This is a genomic window from Pseudarthrobacter phenanthrenivorans (assembly GCF_000813845.1).
Classification (GTDB): Bacteria; Actinomycetota; Actinomycetes; order Actinomycetales; family Micrococcaceae; genus Arthrobacter; species Arthrobacter phenanthrenivorans_B.
Map to the genome: position 1 here is coordinate 33,091 of NZ_JWTB01000039.1, position 19,675 is coordinate 52,765.

Consider the following 19,675-nt stretch of genomic DNA (forward strand, 5'->3'; position numbering starts at 1 on the left):
GCTTCAGCGGTGCCCCTCGCAGCTATCCCCAACTGCCGGTTACTCGCGGGGCAGTTCGGCCTTCGACAGTTCTCCGGTGACCGGCTCGCCCGGAATCCTCGCTGTCCGCCAGGTATCGAGCGCGATGACCCCGCCGAGGATAAGCAGCGACAGCGAGAAGGACGCGAGCGCATCCGTGGTCCAGTGATATCCCAGGTACAGCCGGCTGACGATGGCCAGGAAGATTCCGATGCCGGCGCCGACGAATCCAAGCACCGCCGCCCGCCGGTTCCGGCGACGGGAAAAGATCAGGTAGGCCCCCACCAGCAGGAAGTCGCAGGCACCCAGGACATGCCCGGACGGGAATGAGAAGGTCTGGTCCGCCCCGAAGAGCATCTGGTCCACTGGCGGCCGGGAGCGCTGGACGATATGCAGGATGATCTGCGAAACGATGACCCCGGTCAGCATGGCGGACGCGAGCAGGATGGGCCGCCACGCGTGCTTGGCCGCGAATCCCCAGACCAGGATCACCACCAGGACGATGATCGGCAGTGCGATGGGGCCAAACAGCACCGCCAGGAAGATCATGACGGCTGTGAGGGCGCCTGAACGCGTTGTCAGCAGCGCTTCGCGCACCGGGGCATCGACAACAGAAATGCCGTCAGCCTGCACCACGCTGACCAGGATGGCGATGAAGAGGGCCAGCCCCACCACGGCCAGGATGACGGATGCGCGGTAGAGGCGCCGCCGGTCTGCAGGGTCCACATACCGTTCCTCAACCACGAACTTCTCGTGGAAGGCATGCCACCTGCCGGTATTCTGTTCCGTGACTGCGGACCCTGCTGATTTCTGTGCCACTGTGCTGCCCGTCCCTATGCCGCGGTGAACGCGTGCCGTGATGATTGCCTAGGCTGAAGATTATCCCGGGAACGGACCAATCACTCCATCACGCGGTCAGAACGATCCGGTGGTGAACTGCCAGCTGCGGCTTGCGAGGGGGTTGCCCGCGAGGTCGCGGATGCCGGCTGCTCCCCCGGCCAGCGTCAGCGTATAGCGGGTCTTGGCGGCCAGGGGTTCCTGCGGGTCCAGGATCCACTGGTTGGTGGTTCCGTTGCGGTAGACGGTTGCTGCCACGATGCTTCCGGTGGCGGCGTTCTTCAGGGTGAAGGTGCTGGTGCCCACGCCCTGGACTGCCTCGCTGAAGGTGGCGCTGGCGTTGCTGCTTCGGCGGACCAGGAGGGCATTGCTGCCGGGTGAGTAGCTGGTGACAGTGGGTGCCGGGCCTGTTGTGAACGACCAGCTGGTTGTAACCAGCGGCGTGCCTGCCGCATCCCGGATTGCCGAGCTTCCGCCCACCAGGGTGGCGGTATAGGTTGCGTCGGCGGCCAGGGTGGCAGCCGGATCAAGCGTGGCCGTCCTGGTGGTGGAGTTGTACGTGACGGCAGCCGCGATGGTGCTGCCTGCCGCGTTCCTGAGGACGAAGGTTCCTCCGGAGACGCCCTGGACATCGGTGCCGAACGTAGCTGCCACGTTGCTTCCCGTGGCCACTGCCGTGGCGTTCGCAGCGGGCGATACAGCGCTGGCCGTCGGGGCAGGGACCGGGGCAGGGCCGGGAGCGGTTGCGCCCGTTCCGGTATACAGCAGGCGGTTCGGGGTGCCCGTGGTGGCGCCGCTGATCACGCCGGACGTGGCGTTGGAGACCAGAGCCGCGGCAACGTCGGCCGGGGCCAGGGCCGGGTTTTGCGACAGCAGCACGGCGGCGGCGCCGGTGGTGTGGGGGGCGGCCATGGAGGTTCCGGACATGGATGCCGTGGCAGTGGTGGAGGTGTAGTAGTCGGAGGTGATGCCGACGCCGGGCGCGTAGAGGTCTACGCAGGATCCGAAATTGGAGAACGATGCCTGTTTGTCGCCCGAGTCGCTGGCCGCGACCGTGACGGCGCCGGGGACGCGGGCGGGCGAACCGGTGCAGGCGTCCACGGCGGAGTTGCCGGCCGCGACAACCGTGGTCACGCCGTCGTTCAGGACCGCCTGGATGGCGCTGTCCACGGTGCTGCTGGCGGCTCCGCCGAGGCTGAGGTTGGCGACAGCGGGCGTTCCGGCGGCGTGGTTGGCCGCGATCCAGTCCAGGCCGGCGACGACGTCGGAGTTGTAGCCGGATCCGCTGCAGTCGAGAACCCTCACCGGCACCAGGGTGGCGCTCTTGGCGATCCCGTAGGTGGCCCCGGCGACAGTGCCGGCTACGTGGGTTCCGTGGCCGTTGCAGTCCGTGGTGCCATTGCCGTCCGCCACCGCTGTCCAGCCGGCAGCCACCCGGCCGCCGAAGTCGGTGTGCGCGGCCAGGATGCCCGTGTCCACCACATATGCGGTGACTCCCGCGCCGGCGGCGGTCCAGGAGTAGGAGCCGGAGAGGGGAAGGGCCCGCTGGTCTGACCGGTCCAGTCCCCAGGGGGCTGGCTGCTCGGTGGCCGAGATCTTGACGGGGGCGTCGGGCTCCACGGACAGCACCTTCCCGGATTTGGCAAGGGCTGCTGCCTGGGCAGGGTTTGCGGTGACGACGGCGCCGCGGATCGCATGCTCGAAGGTACGGCCGACGGCGAGGCCCTGGCCGCGCAGTCCGGACACCTCTGCGGCCACGTCGGCAGTGGCGGCGTACTGGATGATGTAGCGGCCGGTTGGGCTGCCGGAATCGCCGGGCACCGCTGGGGCAGCGGCTGCGGGCAGGGACACCGCGGAAAGGGCGGTTGCGGAGAGCAGGGCCGTGAGGACGGGCGGCACGAAGGATCGGGTACGAATTTTGGGGGTCCTTGAGGTAGCGGGGCGGGCCGGCCGGGACGGGCAAATCCACCCCGGTTACCGGCAACCTGTTGGCTGTACCAAAAGGATAGGAGCCGGAAGCGCACTGCTTCCGGCTCCTTGGATGATCCTGTGCCAACCCTTGGCGATTCCTGCGGGCCGGCGTTTTTGACCGCTTATTCCTGGCTTTCGGCACCGCCGCCGGTGGTGCCCGTTCCTTCCGGCACGTGGTTCCGCCAGCTGTGCTCGGGCTCGAAGCCGAGGAGGCGCCGCGCCTTGTCGATGGACAGCATGGTCTCGTGCTCGCCCAGTTCCTTGGTGACCTTCACCGCGGGGAAGACCTCGGCGGCAAGGCTGGCGCTGGACCGGCTCATCACCGTATCCGCGTTGGCAATGATGAAGGCCTCGAATCCCGGCTTGGCGTTCTCCAGGGCCCGCACCACGGCCTGGGCGCCGTCGCGGCCGTCGATGTAACCCCACAGGTTCCACTTCCGCAGGGTCGCGTCCGCATCGAACGAGGGGAACCGGGCATAATCGGCCTCGTCCATGACGTTGGAGAAACGCAGGCCGGTGATGCTGAGTTCGGGGTCCCACCGCGTCATCTCCACGGCCATCTGCTCCTCCAGCCGCTTCACCAGTGAGTAGGTGCTCTCCGGCCGCGGCGGGTATTCCTCATCCACCGGAATGTAGGGCGGATCGATGTCGAACGGCAGCCCCAGGACTGTCTCGCTGGACGCGTAGACGACCTTCTTGATGCCGGCGCGCCGCGCCGCCTGGAAGACGTTGTAGGTGGACAGCATGTTGTTCTCGAACGTGGCTGCGTCCGGCAGGATACCCGGGGCGGGGATGGCTCCCAGGTGGACGACGGCGTCGAACCCCTCATGCCGGTCATCCACGCCCAGGAGTGCATCCACAACCTGGCCGTAGTTGCGCAGGTCGACCACCAGCAGGCCCGGATTCCGGTCCCCTGCCCGGTCCAGGTTGAGGACCTGGTGCCCGTCCCCGGTGAGCCGGCGCACTACATGGCGTCCAAGTTTTCCGCTTCCGCCAGTAACGGCAATTCTCATCAGTGGTTCCTTCTGTTGGGTCAGCGTTTCACGTGCGGTGCTTGGGTCAGGCCGGCGGCCGGGGAGAGGCCAGGAACTTTTCGACGGCGGCGATCGCCCAACCCGTGATCTCCCCCGGGTCGCCGCTGCCGTTGACGGACACCAGGATGCCCCGGCGCGCGTACACCGAGACTACTTCATGGGTTTCCCGGTGGTAGAGGTCAAGGCGGCGACGGAAGACGTCCACGGTGTCGTCAGTCCGTCCCTGCTCGAGCGCCCGCCGGCGCATGCGCTGTTCCAGTTCCGCGTCGGGCGCCTGCAACTCAATGACAACATCCAGGCTGCAGCCCTGCGAGGCGAGCATGGTGTCCAGTTCTGCCGCCTGTGGCGCGGTGCGGGGGTATCCGTCCAGCAGGAACCCCTGGCGGACATCATGGTCCAGGAGTCGGTCCTTGACCAGGGCGTTGGTGAGGTGGTCCGGGACGAACTGTCCGCCGTCGAGATAGCCTGCAGCCTTGTTGCCAAGCTCCGTCTCCCGGGCGACGTTGCTCCGGAAGATATCCCCGGTGGAAACGGCAGGAACTCCGAAGTGGCGGGCCAGGCGTTCGGCCTGCGTCCCCTTGCCGGAGCCCGGCGGACCGATGATGAGAAGCCTGGTCATGTTCATGTCCTTCCCCCACGGCGGGTCCCGCTTCATTCTGCCCGCTGCCGCGCTTCGGCACCAGCCTCCGGCAGGGACGGGCCGGCCGGTGTGACGCCTTCCTGCCTGTGCGGTTGTATATACTCTGGTTATCGGTTTAGCAGCAGGCCGTTGGAAAGTTCGTCGATCCAGCGACCATCACCGGCCCCTGCCCAGCAGCGGGGTGTTGGTGCGTTGCGGGCTCGTTTTGACCTGAGCGAATGGCACCAGAAAACCGTGGCCAGCGAGTCAACAGCAAAAACCGATACATCCGTTAGTGAACACCTGCATGAACTGGTCCTCAACAGCTCCGATGTTGAGGACTTCCTCAATGAGCTGGCGCGGGTGTCCGCGCGCAATCTCTCCGAGCCGGGCGATGAGATGCTCTGCGCCATCACCCTGCTCCGGCAGCGGAAAGCTGCCACCATCGCCAGCAGCAGCGAGGAAGCGACGTCCCTAGGGCGGCTGGAACACCGGTTCTCCGAGACCCCCGGCATGACGGCATCCACTTCCCAGGAAACTGTCCACGCTCCCGACCTTGCCCAGGACGACCGGTGGCCGGATTATGCCGCCGCCGTGGCCGGCCACGGGGTCCGTTCCGTCGCAGCGGTTCCGTTCCGGCTGGAGGGGGAAACCAAGGCGGCGCTGCTGCTGTATTCCCGCCGTCCCCATCGTTTTGAAGGCCGTGTGCTGGAGTTTGCCGAGGATTTCGTGCGGCAGACATCGCTGGCACTCAGGCTTGCAGTGCGGTTTGCGCACTACAGTGAGACGGCCGCGAACCTCCGCGCCACGTTGGAGTCCCGGACCGTTATCGACATGGCAGTGGGCATCATCATGGCGCAGAACCGGTGCAGCCAGCAGGACGCGTTCGAGATCCTGCGGACGGCCTCCAGCACCCGGAACACCAAGCTGCACGAGGTGGCGGCCGCAGTGGTCAACGCCTTGGGGCAGGGCCCGGCGCGGACACACTACGACGGCTAGGCGGAAAATCCCCGCCGCTTCCCCGGCGCCGGTAGACTGGTGCCAACTTTTCGCCGGGGGGCTTGATGGAACAGCAGCGTGTTTGCCTTGTCGTGGAAGACAACGACGATATCCGTGGACTGATTGCCGTGGTCCTCTCGCGCGCCGGCTTCGAGGTGCGGGCAGTGGGCACGGGCGCGGAGGGCATTGCCGCCGCTGCTGATCCCGCCATTTCCCTGGTCACCCTGGACCTTGGCCTGCCGGACATGGACGGGCATGTGGTGGCCCGGGCCATCCGTGCCCTCAGCGAGGCTCCCCTGCTGTTCCTGTCGGCCCGGTCCGAGGAAGATGACATCCTGGCCGGCATGGCATCGGGTGCGGCCGCCTACCTCACCAAACCGTTCCGGCCAACCGAACTCAAGGAGCTCGCGCTGCAGCTGTGCCCTGCGGTTGTTGAGGCGTCCCCTGCCTCGCCACCGCCTGTTTCCGCGGCGCCGGTATCTCCGCTTCCTGTCTCACAGGAGTAGCATCGCGGGCACATCCCGCTACAGCGCGTTGGCCGGGCGGCGGACCGCGCTGGTAATCATGCAAAGACAAACGGCGACGGCGGGATCCCGCCGTCGCCGTTCACGTTCCGGTTTACTGCTTTGAGAGGAAGCCGAGCAGTGCCTCGTTGACTTCCGCGGCGTGCGTCCACAGCAGCCCATGCGGGGCGCCTTCAATCTCCACATACTCAGCGCCTGGCAGCGCCTTGGCAAAGAGGCGGCCGGTGGAGTCGATGGGCAGGATGTTGTCCGCGGTGCCGTGCACGATCAGCGCCGGGACATCGATCTTGGGGATGTCCTGGCGGAAGTCGGTGAGCCAGGTGGGCTGGGCGGCCACGGAGGCAGTGGCCCCCGCGCCGGTGGCCAGGTTCCAGCCGGCGTTCATCACTTCCTGGCTCAGGCGCGGGGTGCCCAGGAACGTGTCGGAGTTGTAGAAGTTCTTGAAGAATTCGGTGAAGAAGGCGTAGCGGTCCGCCGTGACTGCTTCCAGAAGGCCGTCGAACACGTCCTGCGGGACGCCGTCGGGGTTGTCATCGGTCTTGAGCAGGTAGGGCTCCAGGGAACCAAGGAACGCTGCCCGGGCCACGCGGGCGGAGCCGTAGGTGCCCAGGTAGCGGCCCACCTCGCCGGTGCCCATGGAGAAGCCCACCAGCACCACGTCATTCAGGTCCAGGGTGGTCAGCAGGCTGTTGAGGTCCGCCGCGAAAGTGTCGTAGTCATAGCCCTCGGCGGGCTTGCTGGACTTGCCGAAGCCGCGGCGGTCATAAGTGATGACCCGGTAGCCGGCTGCCAGCAGCGCCGCAGTCTGCTTTTCCCAGGATGATCCATCCAAGGGATAGCCGTGGATCAGCACGACGGGCTGGCCCGAGCCGTGGTCCTCGTAGTAGAGCTCGATATCAGTGCTGTTCTCAGTACCTACGGTGATGAAAGCCATCGGGGGTGATTCCTTTCGAGACTGACCAAGCGGGAGGCAGGGCGCCCTGCCCGTGCACTTCCTACTCTAGGGGCGCCCGGGGCATGCGACGACGCCGGGAACCATGGCGGCCGCAGGGCAGGATGCGCCGCCCGGTGCAGCTGTGACACTATATGCGCATGAATGCAGATACGAACGGTTGCTCCCTCGGGGTCGACAGCCAATACGTGGAACTGGCCGTGGAGGTATTTGCCATGTTGGCCGACGCCACCAGGGTGCGGATCATCCTGGCCCTCCGGGACGGCGAGATGGCGGTGGGCGCGCTGGCGGATGTGGTGGGCAAGTCCCCCGCGGCAGTGTCGCAGCACCTAGCCAAGATGCGCCTGGCAAGGATGGTCTCCACCCGCCAGGACGGAACCCGGGTGCTCTACCGGCTCGAGAACGAGCATGCCCGCCAGTTGGTGGCCGACGCCATCTTCCAGGCCGAGCACGCCCTTGGCGGAGAGCCGGCCCACCACCGCGCACAGCACCACCAGTTGCAGGGGAACGCCTCATGACCGGGCCGCACCGGGAGTCCACGCACCCGCACAGCCATCCCCATGACGACGACGGCCACGGGCACGACCACAGCCACGACCACCAGCACGGTCATGACCACGACCACAGCCACGACCACCCTCACGGGCACGGCCACCAGCATCATTCCGGCTTCAAGGGGTGGCTGTTCGAGCTGTTCGTGCCGCATACGCATGACGCCGCTGATTCGATCGACGACGCCATGGAGGCCAGTGCCGAGGGCATCCGGGCCTTGAAGATCAGCATGTTTGTCCTGCTGGCCACCACTGTGCTGCAGTTCCTCGTGGTCCTGTTCAGCAGTTCGGTTGCCCTGCTCGCGGACACCATCCACAATTTCTCGGATGCCCTGACCGCGGTGCCGCTGTGGATCGCCTTCATTATGGGCCGCAGGGCCGCCACCCGCCGGTATACGTACGGCTACGGCAGGGCCGAGGACCTGGCCGGCCTGTTCATCGTGGCGGTGGTGGCACTTTCCGCCGTCGTGGCCGGCTGGCAGTCGGTGGACCGGCTGGTCCATCCGCAGCCGCTGCAGAACCTGGGCTGGGTCATGGCTGCGGGGCTGATCGGCTTCGCCGGCAATGAAGCCGTGGCCATCTACCGCATCCGGGTGGGCCGCAGGATCGGTTCCGCGGCGCTGGTGGCTGACGGCGTGCACGCCCGCACTGACGGCTTCACCTCGCTGGCCGTGGTGATCGGCGCCGTCGGAGTCATGCTCGGTTTTCCGCTCGCGGACCCGATCGTGGGCCTGCTCATCTCGGCCGCCATCGTCGTGCTGCTCTGGGGCACCGTCCGCAGCATCGGCCGGCGCCTCATGGACGGCATCGAACCGGACCTGGTGGAACGCGCCGAGGCCGCACTGGCCGGAACGCCCGGCGTCCTTGCGGTGCAGAACCTGCAACTGCGCTGGTCCGGGCACCGGCTGCAGGGCTCGGCCCTGCTCCACGTCGCCGATACCGGGTTGTCGCAGGCGGAGGAGGTCGTCCACCACGCCGACCACCGGCTCAGGCACGCACTGCCCAAGCTGGACCACATGTTGCTGGCCCCCGCCACCACAACGCGGCGCTGACAGGCCTTAAACGCAGGAGTGACCCTGCCGGACAGCGCCGGCGGGGTCACTCCTGCGTTGCAGTGCCTGGGGTCAGGCGCGGGCGGCCTTTCCAGGCAGCGCAAGCTTGAAGACCTTTGCCCAGGAGGAGCCGACCTGCTTCAGCAGCGGCCCGGTGGTGTACTTCAGGCCGTACCGCTGGCAGATCTCGCGGACCCGGGGCGCCACCTCGGCGTACCGGTTCGAGGGCAGGTCCGGGAAGAGGTGGTGCTCGATCTGGTGTGACAGGTTGCCCGTCATGAGGTGCATGAACTTCGAGCCCGAGATGTTTGCTGAGCCGATCATCTGGCGGACGTACCAGTCACCGCGGGTTTCGCCGTCCACCATTTCCTCGGTGAAGGTGTCGGTTCCTTCCGGGAAGTGGCCGCAGAAGATCACCGCGTGGGCCCAGACGTTGCGGATGGCGTTGGCTGCGATCGTGCCGAAGAGGGCCTGCTTCGCGGACCCGGTGAGCATGGCGACCGCCGGGGTTGCTGCATAGTCCTTGGTGAACTGGGTGACAACCTTCTTGCCGAGCGCCTTGAGGTCCTTGTGGAGGGCCTCCTTGGACTTGGTGCCTTCCTTGTACTCGGTCAGCTCAAGGTCGTAGATGGCAATGCCCCATTCGAAGATGGGGGCCAGGACAGCGTTGAACAAGGGGTTGGCCAGGTTGATGGGCTTCCACGGCTGGTTCTCGTCCATGCGGAGCAGGTTGTATCCGACGTCGTTGTCCTTGCCGACGACGTTGGTCCAGCGGTGGTGCAGGTCGTTGTGCGTGTGCTGCCAGGACCGCGACGGCGTGACAAAGTCCCATTCCCAGGTGGTGGAGTGGATATCGGGATCGCGCATCCAGTCCCACTGGCCGTGCAGGATGTTGTGGCCCAGTTCCATGTTCTCCAGGATCTTGGCCAGGCTCAGCAAGGTGGTGCCGGTGACCCAGGCAGCCTTGTTCTTGCTGACCAGGAGGGCGGCCCGGCCGGAGATCTCGAGCCCGCGCTGGATCTTGATCATCCGGCGGATGTAGGCGGCATCCTCGGCGCCCCGCTTGGCCAGGACCTCGTCCCGGATGGCGTCGAGCTCGCGGCCCAGCTCCGCTACCTGCTCGTCGCTGAGGTGCGCGGCGGCCGGCGGCCGGACGGTGGGGCTGCCCGATTCGGCGAGCTTCCCGGGGCGCGTTCTCGAGCTTCCCGCGGGGGTGACCTTGGTAGGTGTGATTACAGACATTCCGTGGTGCTCCTCAGATTTCGAGGTTTACGGGTCCGGCGGCTGCCGAGACACACGTTTGGATCAGTTGGCCGGGTTCGCCATGGATTTCCCCGGTACGCAGGTCCCGGACCTGCCCGGCAAGCAGCGGTGTAAGGCAGCTGTGGCAGATGCCCATCCGGCAGCCGCTGGGCATCAGCACCCCGGCGTCCTCGCCGACGTCCAGGATGGGGGTGTCGCCGTCGGCCTGCACCTCGCGGTCGGAGGCTTCGAAGGTGACCAGGCCGCCGTCGTGCCCTACGCCCGCGTTGAAGGTGGTGTTGAAGCGCTCGATCATCAGGTTGCCGGGGTCGCCGGCCACGGCGACGTCGGAGCCGGGAGCCTTGGCGGTCAGTGCCCGCTTCCAGAGCGCCTCTGCGTCGTCCAGGAAACTGTCCGGACCGCAGGCGTAGGCCGCCCGTTCCTTCCAGTCGGGGCAGATCGCGTCCAGCTCCCTGGTGCTGGAAAAGTCCATGCGGCCCTGCTCGCCGGTGTACCAGTGCGCCAGCCGGAAGTTGGGGAACTGGTCCGCGAGCTCGGCCAGCTCCTCGCGGAACAGGCTGTCATCCGGGGTGCGGGCCGAGTGGACCAGGACGACGTCGGCATCCGGGCGGCGGGGAACGAGCGTACGGATCATGGACATCACCGGGGTGATGCCGCTGCCCGCGGTGACCATGAGCAGGGGGCGCGGGTGCTCAGGAAGCACGAAGTCGCCCTGGGGCGGGGCCAGGAACAGCACGTCCCCGGGCTTCGTGGTGCGCACCAGCGTGCCGGACACGGCGCCGACATCGGTGACGGTGATGGCCGGGTCCTTGCCGGCGGGAGCGCTGAGGGAGTAGGAGCGCCAGTGGCGGACACCGTCGAGTTCGACGCCGATGCGGGCCCACTGGCCTGCCAGGTGCGCCTTCCAGCCGCGGCCGGGGCGGAAGAAGATGGTGGCCGACTGGGCGGTCTCCTGGACCACCCGGGTGACCACGCCGCGCAATTGCCGGGCCGAGTAGACAGGGTTGAACAGCGCCAGGATATCTTCGGGCGCCAAAGGGGTAGTGAGCACTGAGGCCGCCTGGGCCAGCTGTCGTAGCCGGATCATACGGGTAAGCCTAGAGCGGTGCGAGCCATATTTCTCTCTCTCCGTCATATGACCGTTCCGCAGTCACACGCTAGTTGGTGGGCGCGAAGCCCCCACGCCGCACTCTTAAGAGTAACGGTTCGGTCTCACAAAAGGTTCCCGGCGTCCTTTCGGCTCCATCCCAGGGCAGGGGCCACGTACTTTGCGATGTTGCCCAGGAGCTTGGCGTTGAACTCCACGCCCAATTGGTTGGGAACGGTCAGGAGGAGCGTGTCCGCGGCCTGCACCGCGGAGTCGGCAGCGAGCTGTTCTGCCAGGACGTCCGGCGGCCCCACGTAGCTCTTGCCGAACCTGGCCGTCAGCCCGTCAATGACACCCACCTGGTCACGGCCATCGCGGAGCGCGCTGCCGGCAAAGTAGTAGTTGTCCTCTTCGTCCACGATGGGCAGAACGCTGCGGCTGACCGAGACTCGGGGCATGGGGGTGTGGCCTGCCGCGGCCCATGCCTCCCGGAACAGCTGGATCTGCTCCGCCTGGAGTTCGTGGAATGGAACCCCGGTGTCCTCGGTGAGCAGGGTGGAACTCATCAGGTTCATGCCGAGTTCGGCGGCCCACACGGCAGTCTTCCTGCTCCCGGCGCCCCACCAGATCCGTTCCGACAGGCCCGGGGACTGTGGCTGGACGGGAAGCAGCCCGGTGGCCCCGCCGGCATACCTGGGATCGGCCTCGGCCATGCCCGCCCCTGTGATGGCCTTGCGGAAGACAGCGGTGTGCCGGCGGGCCATGTCGGCATCGCTCTCCCCCGGCTGCGGCCGGTAGCCAAACGTCGCCGCACCTTCCCGTGCAGGCTCGGGTGAGCCGCGGCTGATGCCCAGCTGGAGCCTGCCGCCGCTGATCAGGTCCGCGGCCGCGGCTTCCTCCGCCATGTACAGAGGATTCTCGTAGCGCATGTCGATCACGCCGGTACCGATTTCGATGCGGCTGGTGCGGGCGGCGATGGCTGAAAGAAGCGGGAACGGCGACGCCTGCTGCCGGGCGAAATGGTGGACCCGGAAGAAGGCGCCGTCCAGGCCCAGTTCTTCAGCGGCAACGGCAAGGTCGATCCCCTGGAGCAGGGCGTCCGCCGCCGTCCTGGTGCGGGAACCCTGGCCGGGGCCCCAGTGGCCGAATGAAAGGAATCCGATGCGCTCCATACTTCCCCCAACCGTGGGGGCGGCGGCTGAATTCCCGGCTGGCATGATGGCTGCGTGGGTATTCCAGGGGAAACCGTCAGCGTCCTCAAGACGGTCGTGTTGTTCGTGCTGGCCGCTGCAGCGGAAATCGGCGGGGCCTGGCTGGTGTGGCAGGCCGTCCGGGAAGGAAAGGACTGGTGGTGGGCCGGGCTGGGCGTGGTCGCGCTGGGTGCGTATGGCTTTGTGGCCACCCTCCAGCCGGACGCGCACTTCGGCCGGATCCTCGCCGCGTACGGCGGGGTGTTCGTGGCCGGTTCCCTGGCGTGGGGCATGGCCTTTGATGGCTTCCGGCCGGACCGGTGGGACATCGCCGGGTCCCTGGTCTGCCTGCTCGGCGTAGCGGTGATCATGTTTGCCCCGCGGAGTGGCAGTTAGCAGCCACGGCTAAACTGGCCCGGTGGACAACAGCGAGCAGCCGCCCAGGCCCGTCACGCCGTCGCGCGGAAGGCTCGCCGAACGGCTGCTGCCCGGCGGCGAGGAACCGGATCCGCGCTTTACCCTCGCCAACGAACGCACCTTCCTGGCCTGGATCCGCACGTCACTTGCGCTGCTGGCAGGCGGGATTGCCATCGAGGCGTTCACCTCTGGGCTTTTCATTGAGCCCGTCCGCAAGGGGCTGGCGGTCCTCCTGCTCCTGCTGGGCATGATGCTCAGCGGCGGCGCCGCCGTCCGGTGGCTGCGGGTGGAACGAAGCATGCGCACCAAGGCCCCGCTGCCGCTGCCGTTCTTTGTTCCCCTGCTGGCCGGGGCAGGGGCGCTCGCGGCCGCCGTCGTCCTTGTCTTCATCCTTTGGCGCTGACCCTGTGCCGCCCCACGCACCCAATCCGCACGGCGATCCGGGCCTGCAGCCTGAACGGACGGCGCTTGCGTGGGGCCGGACCATGCTGGCACTGGTGACCGCGAGCGCTTTCTTCCTGCGCTGGCTTCCCACCTACGGGGCGCCCATCCTGGTGCTGCCGGTGGTTTCCGGCGGCACCGCGCTCGCCATCTACCTCACCCAACGCCGCCGCTACCGGGCACGGTCCCACGGCCTGGCCGGCGAGAGCATCGAAGCGGACCTGTCCGCGGTGCTGTGGACTGCGCTGGCCGGGGTGGTGCTCGGCGGGCTGGGTATTGTTGTGGTCCTGGCCGGCTGACCGCACCGGGGTACCTGCCTTAGAACATCGGCAGGACAAAGCCGCCCAAAAGTGCCACCGCGCCGATTGCCGTCAGGCAGCGGCCAAGGACGGAGGCTGTGCGCCCCGCCTCCTCCGGCGCGGTGGTCTGCCACTGCGTGGGGCGGTTGGGATGGTAGTAGATCGGGAGGGTGTCCCCCACCGCCATGTCCCTGATGTCGTAGGGGGACATGGGGGCGTTGTGCACGTTGTGCTTCCGGTCGAACCAGCGGAAGCCCACACCGGTGGAATCGGAATACACCACGGCCTCGGCCACGTCCCAGGGGTGGACAAAACGGCGGAGGAACCCGGTGTAGAAGAGCAGGCCCAGCCCCGCGGGCAGGCACAACCAGGTGAGCACTTCCAGGATGGGACCTGCCATATCGAGCGCAGTGGGCATGAAACTGATGGTACAGCGCGGGGACTGGTGGCTTCAGCACCTGATACGTACGCTGAAGGGGACCGGACCGGAGGAAGGGGAAGCCATGAACGATCAGGACATTTTGACGCACATCCAGGCCCTCGTGGAGGAGGAGCACTCCCTGCGCGAGGGCTCGGGCAACGGGCAGGCGCCGGACCAGGCCCGCCTGAAGTATGTGGAAGAAAGCCTGGACCAGTGCTGGGACCTGCTTCGCCAGCGGCGCGCCAAGAAGGACTCGGGGGAAAACCCGAACGACGCCGAGGCCCGGCCCATCAGCGAGGTTGAAGGCTACCGGCAGTAGCCGCAGCCTGGACCGTCCTGGGTGCCCGGGTCACCAGCCCGGCACCCTTTTTCCGTTACCCACAGATTGAGTCTTTTCCATGCGTATCGCCGTAGCCCAGATCATCAGCAGTGCCGACACCGCAGCCAACCTTGAGCTGGTGTGGGAGTATGCCGCCCAGGCCAGCAATGCCGGCGCCCGGCTGGTGGTCTTCCCCGAAGCGACAATGCGGGCCTTCGGCCACTCCCTCAAGGACATTGCAGAACCGCTGGACGGTCCGTGGGCCGGCGAGGTCCGCCGGATCGCCAGGGAGCTGGAGATCACGATCGTGGCGGGGATGTTCACCCCGGGAAAGGACGGACGCGTCCGCAACACACTGCTGGTCACCGGCCCCGGAGTTGAGGCTTCCTATGACAAGGTCCACCTTTTCGACGCCTTCGGTTTCGCCGAGTCCCGGACCGTCGACGCCGGGGAGGCACCGGTAACCTTCGAGCTGGAAGGCACCGTGTTCGGCCTGGCCACGTGCTACGACATCCGCTTCCCGGCCCTGTTCACGGCCAACGCCACTGCAGGTGCACAGGTGAATATCGTTTGCGCGTCCTGGGGAGCCGGCGAAGGCAAGGCCGAGCAGTGGGACCTCCTGGTCCGTGCCCGGGCACTGGACAGCACCACGTTCGTTATTGCCTGCGGCCAGGGTGACCCCGAATCCACCGGCGCGGGGCCCGCAGGAACGGCGCCGACCGGAATCGGCCACAGTGCCGTTGTCACGCCCCTGGGCAAAGCGGTGGTGGCCCTCGGCGGAAAGCCGGAACTCGCCGTCGTCGATATCGACCCCTCCACCGTTGCTGACGTGAGGGAAAAGTTGCCGGTGCTGGCCAACGCCCGCCACTTCAGCACGGTGAGCCGCCGTTCATAGCCAGGAAACAGAAGGCTAAAAGGCATCCGACGCCGGACCTCACCCAGGGCGGGCCGTGTGGCCCCGCCATTCCGGGGAAGTTGAGGGGACGATCTGCCCCGTTTACCGGTCTCAGGAAGAAGCCGTTTACATTCCTGAAACATGGGTGACACGTGAACTTCACGCAGGAGCTCTTTGTGTAACGTGGGCGCAACTTTAAGCGGCATTGGCTGAAACACACCGCACCAAAAATGGAACCCGGGGGAAATGCTTCGGGGCCAAACGGGCCCTGCACCACGATCACGTTGCGAAGGGACCCGCCGGTGGAAATCACTGCCCAACACGTCTGGCTGATGGTTTCGGCCGCCATGGTACTGTTCATGACCCCCGGGCTGGGCCTCTTCTACGGCGGCATGACCCGCGCCAAAGCCGCACTGAACATGATCATGATGAGCTTCATCTCCGCTGGGATCGTGGGTGTCGTCTGGGTCCTCTGGGGCTATTCGATGACCACCGGAGACGGAGTCCTGGGGCTGTTCGGCAACCCCTTCACCAGCTTCGGCCTGCAGAACCTCATGGGTTCGCCGGACCTGATCAAGGCCGGCTACAGCGCCACCTTCGCCATCATCACCGTGGCACTGATCAGCGGTGCCATCGCCGACCGCGCGAAGTTCAGCGCCTGGGCCTTGTTCGTTCCGGTCTGGATCACCCTTATTTACTGCCCGCTCGCCTACATGATCTGGGGCGGCGGCCTGATGAGCGCAGGCGGAGCAGTCACCGCCGTGTTCGGCCAGGTCATCGACTTCGCCGGCGGCGCGGTGGTGGAAATCAGCTCGGGAACCGCGGCCCTGGTGCTCGCCGTCATCGTGGGCCAGCGCCATGGCTTCGCGAAGGACCCCAACCACCGGCCGCACAACATCCCCTTCATCATGCTGGGCGCGGCCATCCTGTGGTTCGGCTGGTTCGGGTTCAACGGCGGTGCCGCAAGCAGCGCCGAACAGGCCGGCCTGATCTGGATCAACACCCTGGTGGCGCCCGCCGCGGCCATGCTGAGTTGGCTGGTCACCGAGAAGATCCGCCACGGACACCCTACTTCCCTCGGCGCAGCGTCCGGCGTGGTCGCCGGGCTGGTGGCCATCACCCCTTCCTGCGCCAACGTCAGCCCGGTGGCCGCCATCGGCCTTGGCCTGGTGGCAGGGGCCGCCTGCTGCGTCTTCGTGGACCTCAAGTACCGCTTCGGCCTTGACGACTCGCTGGATGTGGTGGGCGTCCACCTCGGCGCCGGCCTCATCGGCACCCTGTCCCTGGGGCTCATTGCCCTCCCCGTCGACGGCCAGGGCGGCGGCCTCTTCTACGGCGGCGGCGTCCAGCAGCTCATCGCCCAGACGGCCGCCGTCGTCATCACTCTCCTGTTGTCCGGACTTGGCACCGCCGTCATCGCCCGGGTCATCAACAAGGCAGTGGGCTTCCGGGTCAGCCACGAGGCTGAGACGGCCGGCGTGGACCTTTCCGAACACGCCGAAACCGCCTACGCGTTCGGTGAGATGGGGTCCGGTTTCAGCACCCTGGGCCAGATGCTGGCCCACCACGCGGCGGCTCCAGCCCCGGCTGCTGCACCTGCCGCACCTGCCGCTGCTGCTCCTGCCGCCCGGCAGCACGCCAAGGAAGACTCTTTCGCCTAGTTCCGGGCCCCCGCAGGCCTCCTGACCCCGGCAACCGATTCCATCTGGTTGCCGGGGTCTGCTAGTCCGCCAGGATTTTGTAGAGGGCGCGGCGGGTTTCGTCCATCTTGGCGATAGCGGCCGCCCGCTGCTCTTCACTGACGCCTGAGCGGAACTGGTGAATGGCGCCCACGAGCTTGGCGATGCTCTGGTGGAAGTCCCTGTCCGCGCTGTCCGGTTCAGCGTTCCACGCGTTCTCCATCTCCTCGGCGTGCTCCGCCACGTAGGCCCTGCCCGCGTCCGTCAGGGCAAACTCGGTCCCGCGGCCTTCGCTGAGGGCCTCGATCAGGCCCTCGTCCACCAGTTGCTGGAGGGTGGGGTAGATGGATCCGGGGCTGGGGCGCCACATGCCGCCGGTCTTGGTGGCGATGGTCTTGATCAGCCCGTAACCATTGGATGGCGCCTCCGCCAGGAGCGAGAGGATGGCCGCGCGGACGTCGCCGCGGCTGGCCCGGCGGCCGCCCCTTCCGAAACCTGGGCCGAACCCTGGACCGAATCCGGGCCCGAACCCCGGGCCAAAACCGGGCCCGAAACCAGGCCCGAAGCCTGGACCGCGGTGTCCGTGCGGCCCCCGGCGGCCCCTGCCGCGCTCGAACCTTCCCTTTTCAAATTCCGGGCCGGGATGTTTGTCATCGAATATGCCTTTCATGGTGGCATCGTCCTTTCCTGCTTCTTGTTGTCGCTGCCTATTCAGCGATAGTTAACGATATGTCGTTAACTATCGCGTGGTCAATGGTTTGACGTGACCAAATCCTGACCTTCGCGCATCTGGTTCACCCTGCAGGGCGGGCGTATCCTGATCCCACCTTCGAGGACGAGGGCTGGATGATGGCAAGGAAGCGGAAGCGCAGGCGCGGCTTTGGCGCGGCCCTGGGACGGATCCTGGGGTTCCTGGCAGCAAGTGCGATGTGCGGCGTGCTGGCTGCCAGCCTGGTGGTCCCGGCCGTGGCAGCTGCGGGGATGGGAGTCAGCACCTCCATCGATTTCTTCAACAGCCTGCCCGCCGAGATGACGGTGGAGCCGCCGTCGCAGGGCACGAGGGTACTGACGTCCGATGGGCAACAGATCGCCGCTTTTTATGCCGAAAACCGCGTGAAGGTGCCTTTGGACCAGATGTCGCCGTTCATCAAGGACGCCATCGTCGCCATCGAGGACAGCAGGTTCTACGATCACGCGGGCGTGGATCCCCAGGGGATCCTGCGGGCCCTGGTGTCCAACCTGACCAAGGGCGGTGAACAGGGTGCATCCACGATCACCCAGCAATACGTGACGAACGTCCTGAACGAAGCCCAGCTCTCACAGGACAGGCCCGATGCCGTGGTCCTGAACGGACAGAAGAGCATCGGCGACAAGATCCGGGAAATGAAGCTGGCCATCAGCCTGGAGAAGAAGTACTCCAAAGACCAGATCCTTGAGGGCTACCTCAACATCGTGTTCTTCAGCAACAACGCCTATGGCATCGAAGCTGCGGCACGCTATTTCTTCAGCACCACCGCCAAAGACCTCACCCTTCCACAGGCGGCCCTGCTGGCAGGCGTGGTCAACAGCCCCACCCTGTACAACCCGGCCACCAACCCGGACAAGTCGATCGGCCGCCGGAACCAGGTCCTGGCTGAGATGCTCCGCCTCCGCAGGATCACCCAGGCCCAGCACGATGAGGCGGTGGCCACCCCCATCCAGTTGAAGATCACGCCCCAGCAGCAAGGTTGCGCCAACGCGGCCATGGCCCCATACTTCTGCGATTACATCTCCCACCTGATCCTGAACAATCCGGCCTACGGGCCGACGGAGACCGAACGTGAGCGGCGGCTGTACCGGGGCGGTCTCACGATTGTCACCACCTTGGACAGCAGGCTGCAGTCGGCGGCCCAGGCACAGGTGGACGGGACCGCCGGAGCCAACCCGGACAAGTGGGGAGCGTCGCTGGTCAGCATCCAGCCCGGCACCGGCAAGATTTTGGCGATGGCCCAGAACACGGTGTTCCTGCCACAGCCCGGGAAGTTCGATACCAACCTGAACTTCAATGTCGATGCCAAGGACGCACAGGGCAATGACCTGAATGGAGCCGGCGGCTTCCAGCCCGGGTCAACCATGAAGCCCCTCACGTTCGCGGAGTGGCTGAACGAGGGCAAGTCGATCACGGCCGAGGTTGACGCCTCGCGCCGGGTCTACCCGTTGGGATTCCCCTGGAAGGACAGCTGCGGGAAGGTGCTCGGTGCCTACAGCACCGCCCAGGCGAACCCTGCCCTTGGCGTCACGGATGACCTGCAGAATGCAGAAGACGGCTTCTACCGGCCCATGCCGGTCAACTACGGCCTGTACAACTCCATCAACACCGCCACGTTCGCCTCAGCATCACAGCTCGATTTCTGCGGCATCCAGAAGATGGTGGATGCGGTCGGCCTGCACAGCGGGCTCGACGGCAGTCCGGTCAACATGCACCAACTGGGCAACCTGCTGGGCGGCACCGGCGTTGCCCCGCTCACCCTGGCGAACGCCTTTGCCACGTTCGCCACGGACGGCCGCTACTGCGCACCCATCGCCGTCGTCGACATTACCGACGCCACGGGAGCAAAACTGCCGGCCCAGGCCCCGGACTGCCACGACGCCGTCAAACCGGACGTTGCCCGCGGCGTGAACTCGGTGCTGCAGGATGTCCTGAAGAAGGGCTCCGGCGTCTACATCAAGCCAAAGGTGCAAGACGTGGCTCCCACCGCGGCCAAGACCGGTACCTCAAACACGAATGGTTCCACCTGGGTGGTTGGCTTCACCAGCGGCCTGGTGACCGCGTCCTTCTTTGGCGACGCACTCGAAGGCCAAAAACGGGCAGGACAAAATGTCACCATCAACGGCACGTTCTATCCCCGCCTGGACGGGTACATGATTGCCGGTCCGCAGTGGGCCAACTACATGCTCAAGGTGGTGCCGCTCTATCCGGCCGGACCCTTCGCGCCGCCTCCCGCCTCAATGATCGGGCCGAACCCCAACTACAGGCCGTAGCCACGACTGGACCCGCGGTCACAGCTGGAGCCGTGATCGCCGAAGCCTCGGCCGCTGAAGCGCGAACCGATGCCTTGGCAGCCGGG

Annotated in this window: 21 protein-coding genes; 11 read left to right on the forward strand and 10 right to left on the reverse strand. The window is 66.5% G+C overall.

Features of this window, described 5'->3' with window-relative positions:
• Positions 1-39: 39 nt before the first annotated feature.
• The 4 genes from RM50_RS17760 to RM50_RS17775 form a co-directional block, all read right to left on the reverse strand.
• Positions 40-837, reverse strand: coding sequence for a phosphatase PAP2 family protein (locus RM50_RS17760; RefSeq protein WP_043455407.1), 798 nt, complete (start codon positions 835-837; stop codon positions 40-42).
• 96 nt (positions 838-933) lie between these two features.
• Positions 934-2,754 carry a S8 family serine peptidase gene (locus tag RM50_RS17765; RefSeq protein WP_043455409.1) on the reverse strand — a complete coding sequence of 607 codons (1,821 nt, stop codon included), beginning with the start codon at positions 2,752-2,754 and terminating at the stop codon, positions 934-936.
• A gap of 194 nt (positions 2,755-2,948) precedes the next feature.
• Positions 2,949-3,839, reverse strand: coding sequence for an NAD-dependent epimerase/dehydratase family protein (locus RM50_RS17770; protein WP_043455412.1), 891 nt, complete (start codon positions 3,837-3,839; stop codon positions 2,949-2,951).
• A 46-nt stretch (positions 3,840-3,885) separates the two neighbouring features.
• On the reverse strand, positions 3,886-4,479 hold the full coding sequence (locus tag RM50_RS17775; protein ID WP_043455415.1) for an adenylate kinase: 594 nt from the start codon (positions 4,477-4,479) through the stop codon (positions 3,886-3,888).
• Positions 4,480-4,734: 255 nt separating this feature from the next.
• Between RM50_RS17775 and RM50_RS17780 the strand changes: the two genes are divergently transcribed.
• Positions 4,735-5,478, forward strand: coding sequence for a GAF and ANTAR domain-containing protein (locus RM50_RS17780; protein ID WP_043455417.1), 744 nt, complete (start codon positions 4,735-4,737; stop codon positions 5,476-5,478).
• Between the two features lie 65 nt (positions 5,479-5,543).
• Positions 5,544-5,984 carry a response regulator transcription factor gene (locus RM50_RS17785; protein ID WP_043455418.1) on the forward strand — a complete coding sequence of 147 codons (441 nt, stop codon included), beginning with the start codon at positions 5,544-5,546 and terminating at the stop codon, positions 5,982-5,984.
• A gap of 112 nt (positions 5,985-6,096) precedes the next feature.
• On the opposite strand, the gene RM50_RS17790 is transcribed toward RM50_RS17785, so the two are convergent.
• The gene (locus tag RM50_RS17790) at positions 6,097-6,936 is read right to left on the reverse strand and encodes an alpha/beta fold hydrolase (protein ID WP_043455420.1); all 840 of its coding nucleotides are present in this window, start codon (positions 6,934-6,936) and stop codon (positions 6,097-6,099) included.
• A 158-nt stretch (positions 6,937-7,094) separates the two neighbouring features.
• Here RM50_RS17790 and RM50_RS17795 point away from each other — a divergent pair, with 158 nt between their 5' ends.
• Entirely contained in the window at positions 7,095-7,472 is a 378-nt protein-coding gene (locus tag RM50_RS17795; protein ID WP_043455526.1) for an ArsR/SmtB family transcription factor, read from the forward strand.
• Complete coding sequence (locus RM50_RS17800) at positions 7,469-8,557, forward strand: cation diffusion facilitator family transporter (protein ID WP_052260334.1); 1,089 nt, start codon at positions 7,469-7,471, stop codon at positions 8,555-8,557. Before RM50_RS17795 ends, RM50_RS17800 begins: the two co-directional genes overlap by 4 nt.
• A 72-nt stretch (positions 8,558-8,629) precedes the next feature.
• On the opposite strand, the gene RM50_RS17805 is transcribed toward RM50_RS17800, so the two are convergent.
• From RM50_RS17805 to RM50_RS17815, 3 genes are all read right to left on the reverse strand, one after another.
• Positions 8,630-9,799, reverse strand: coding sequence for a fatty acid desaturase family protein (locus tag RM50_RS17805; protein WP_043455422.1), 1,170 nt, complete (start codon positions 9,797-9,799; stop codon positions 8,630-8,632).
• A gap of 13 nt (positions 9,800-9,812) precedes the next feature.
• On the reverse strand, positions 9,813-10,907 hold the full coding sequence (locus RM50_RS17810; protein ID WP_043455424.1) for a ferredoxin reductase: 1,095 nt from the start codon (positions 10,905-10,907) through the stop codon (positions 9,813-9,815).
• A gap of 125 nt (positions 10,908-11,032) precedes the next feature.
• The gene (locus RM50_RS17815) at positions 11,033-12,079 is read right to left on the reverse strand and encodes an LLM class flavin-dependent oxidoreductase (RefSeq protein ID WP_043455426.1); all 1,047 of its coding nucleotides are present in this window, start codon (positions 12,077-12,079) and stop codon (positions 11,033-11,035) included.
• Between the two features lie 54 nt (positions 12,080-12,133).
• Between RM50_RS17815 and RM50_RS17820 the strand changes: the two genes are divergently transcribed.
• From RM50_RS17820 to RM50_RS17830, 3 genes are read left to right on the forward strand one after another with little or no spacing between them, the layout of a single operon-like run.
• The gene (locus tag RM50_RS17820; protein WP_043455429.1) at positions 12,134-12,493 is read left to right on the forward strand and encodes a YnfA family protein; all 360 of its coding nucleotides are present in this window, start codon (positions 12,134-12,136) and stop codon (positions 12,491-12,493) included.
• 22 nt (positions 12,494-12,515) lie between these two features.
• Entirely contained in the window at positions 12,516-12,917 is a 402-nt protein-coding gene (locus RM50_RS17825) for a YidH family protein (protein WP_043455431.1), read from the forward strand.
• A gap of 4 nt (positions 12,918-12,921) precedes the next feature.
• Complete coding sequence (locus tag RM50_RS17830) at positions 12,922-13,254, forward strand: DUF202 domain-containing protein (protein ID WP_043455433.1); 333 nt, start codon at positions 12,922-12,924, stop codon at positions 13,252-13,254.
• Positions 13,255-13,273: 19 nt separating this feature from the next.
• On the opposite strand, the gene RM50_RS17835 is transcribed toward RM50_RS17830, so the two are convergent.
• Complete coding sequence (locus RM50_RS17835; protein ID WP_043455436.1) at positions 13,274-13,672, reverse strand: hypothetical protein; 399 nt, start codon at positions 13,670-13,672, stop codon at positions 13,274-13,276.
• Between the two features lie 85 nt (positions 13,673-13,757).
• On the opposite strand from RM50_RS17835, the gene RM50_RS17840 reads away from it, so the two are divergent.
• The 3 genes from RM50_RS17840 to RM50_RS17850 all read left to right on the forward strand — a co-directional run bounded on the left by RM50_RS17840 (position 13,758) and on the right by RM50_RS17850 (position 16,550).
• Entirely contained in the window at positions 13,758-13,994 is a 237-nt protein-coding gene (locus RM50_RS17840; RefSeq protein ID WP_043455532.1) for a DUF2630 family protein, read from the forward strand.
• A 79-nt stretch (positions 13,995-14,073) separates the two neighbouring features.
• Positions 14,074-14,889 carry a carbon-nitrogen hydrolase family protein gene (locus RM50_RS17845; RefSeq protein ID WP_043455438.1) on the forward strand — a complete coding sequence of 272 codons (816 nt, stop codon included), beginning with the start codon at positions 14,074-14,076 and terminating at the stop codon, positions 14,887-14,889.
• A gap of 302 nt (positions 14,890-15,191) precedes the next feature.
• Complete coding sequence (locus RM50_RS17850; protein ID WP_052260336.1) at positions 15,192-16,550, forward strand: ammonium transporter; 1,359 nt, start codon at positions 15,192-15,194, stop codon at positions 16,548-16,550.
• A gap of 61 nt (positions 16,551-16,611) precedes the next feature.
• On the opposite strand, the gene RM50_RS17855 is transcribed toward RM50_RS17850, so the two are convergent.
• Complete coding sequence (locus RM50_RS17855) at positions 16,612-17,238, reverse strand: PadR family transcriptional regulator (protein WP_043455440.1); 627 nt, start codon at positions 17,236-17,238, stop codon at positions 16,612-16,614.
• Between the two features lie 179 nt (positions 17,239-17,417).
• On the opposite strand from RM50_RS17855, the gene RM50_RS17860 reads away from it, so the two are divergent.
• Positions 17,418-19,589: a transglycosylase domain-containing protein gene (locus RM50_RS17860; protein WP_043455537.1), complete on the forward strand. Its 2,172-nt coding sequence runs from the start codon at positions 17,418-17,420 to the stop codon at positions 19,587-19,589.
• The last annotated feature ends 86 nt before the right edge of the window (positions 19,590-19,675 follow it).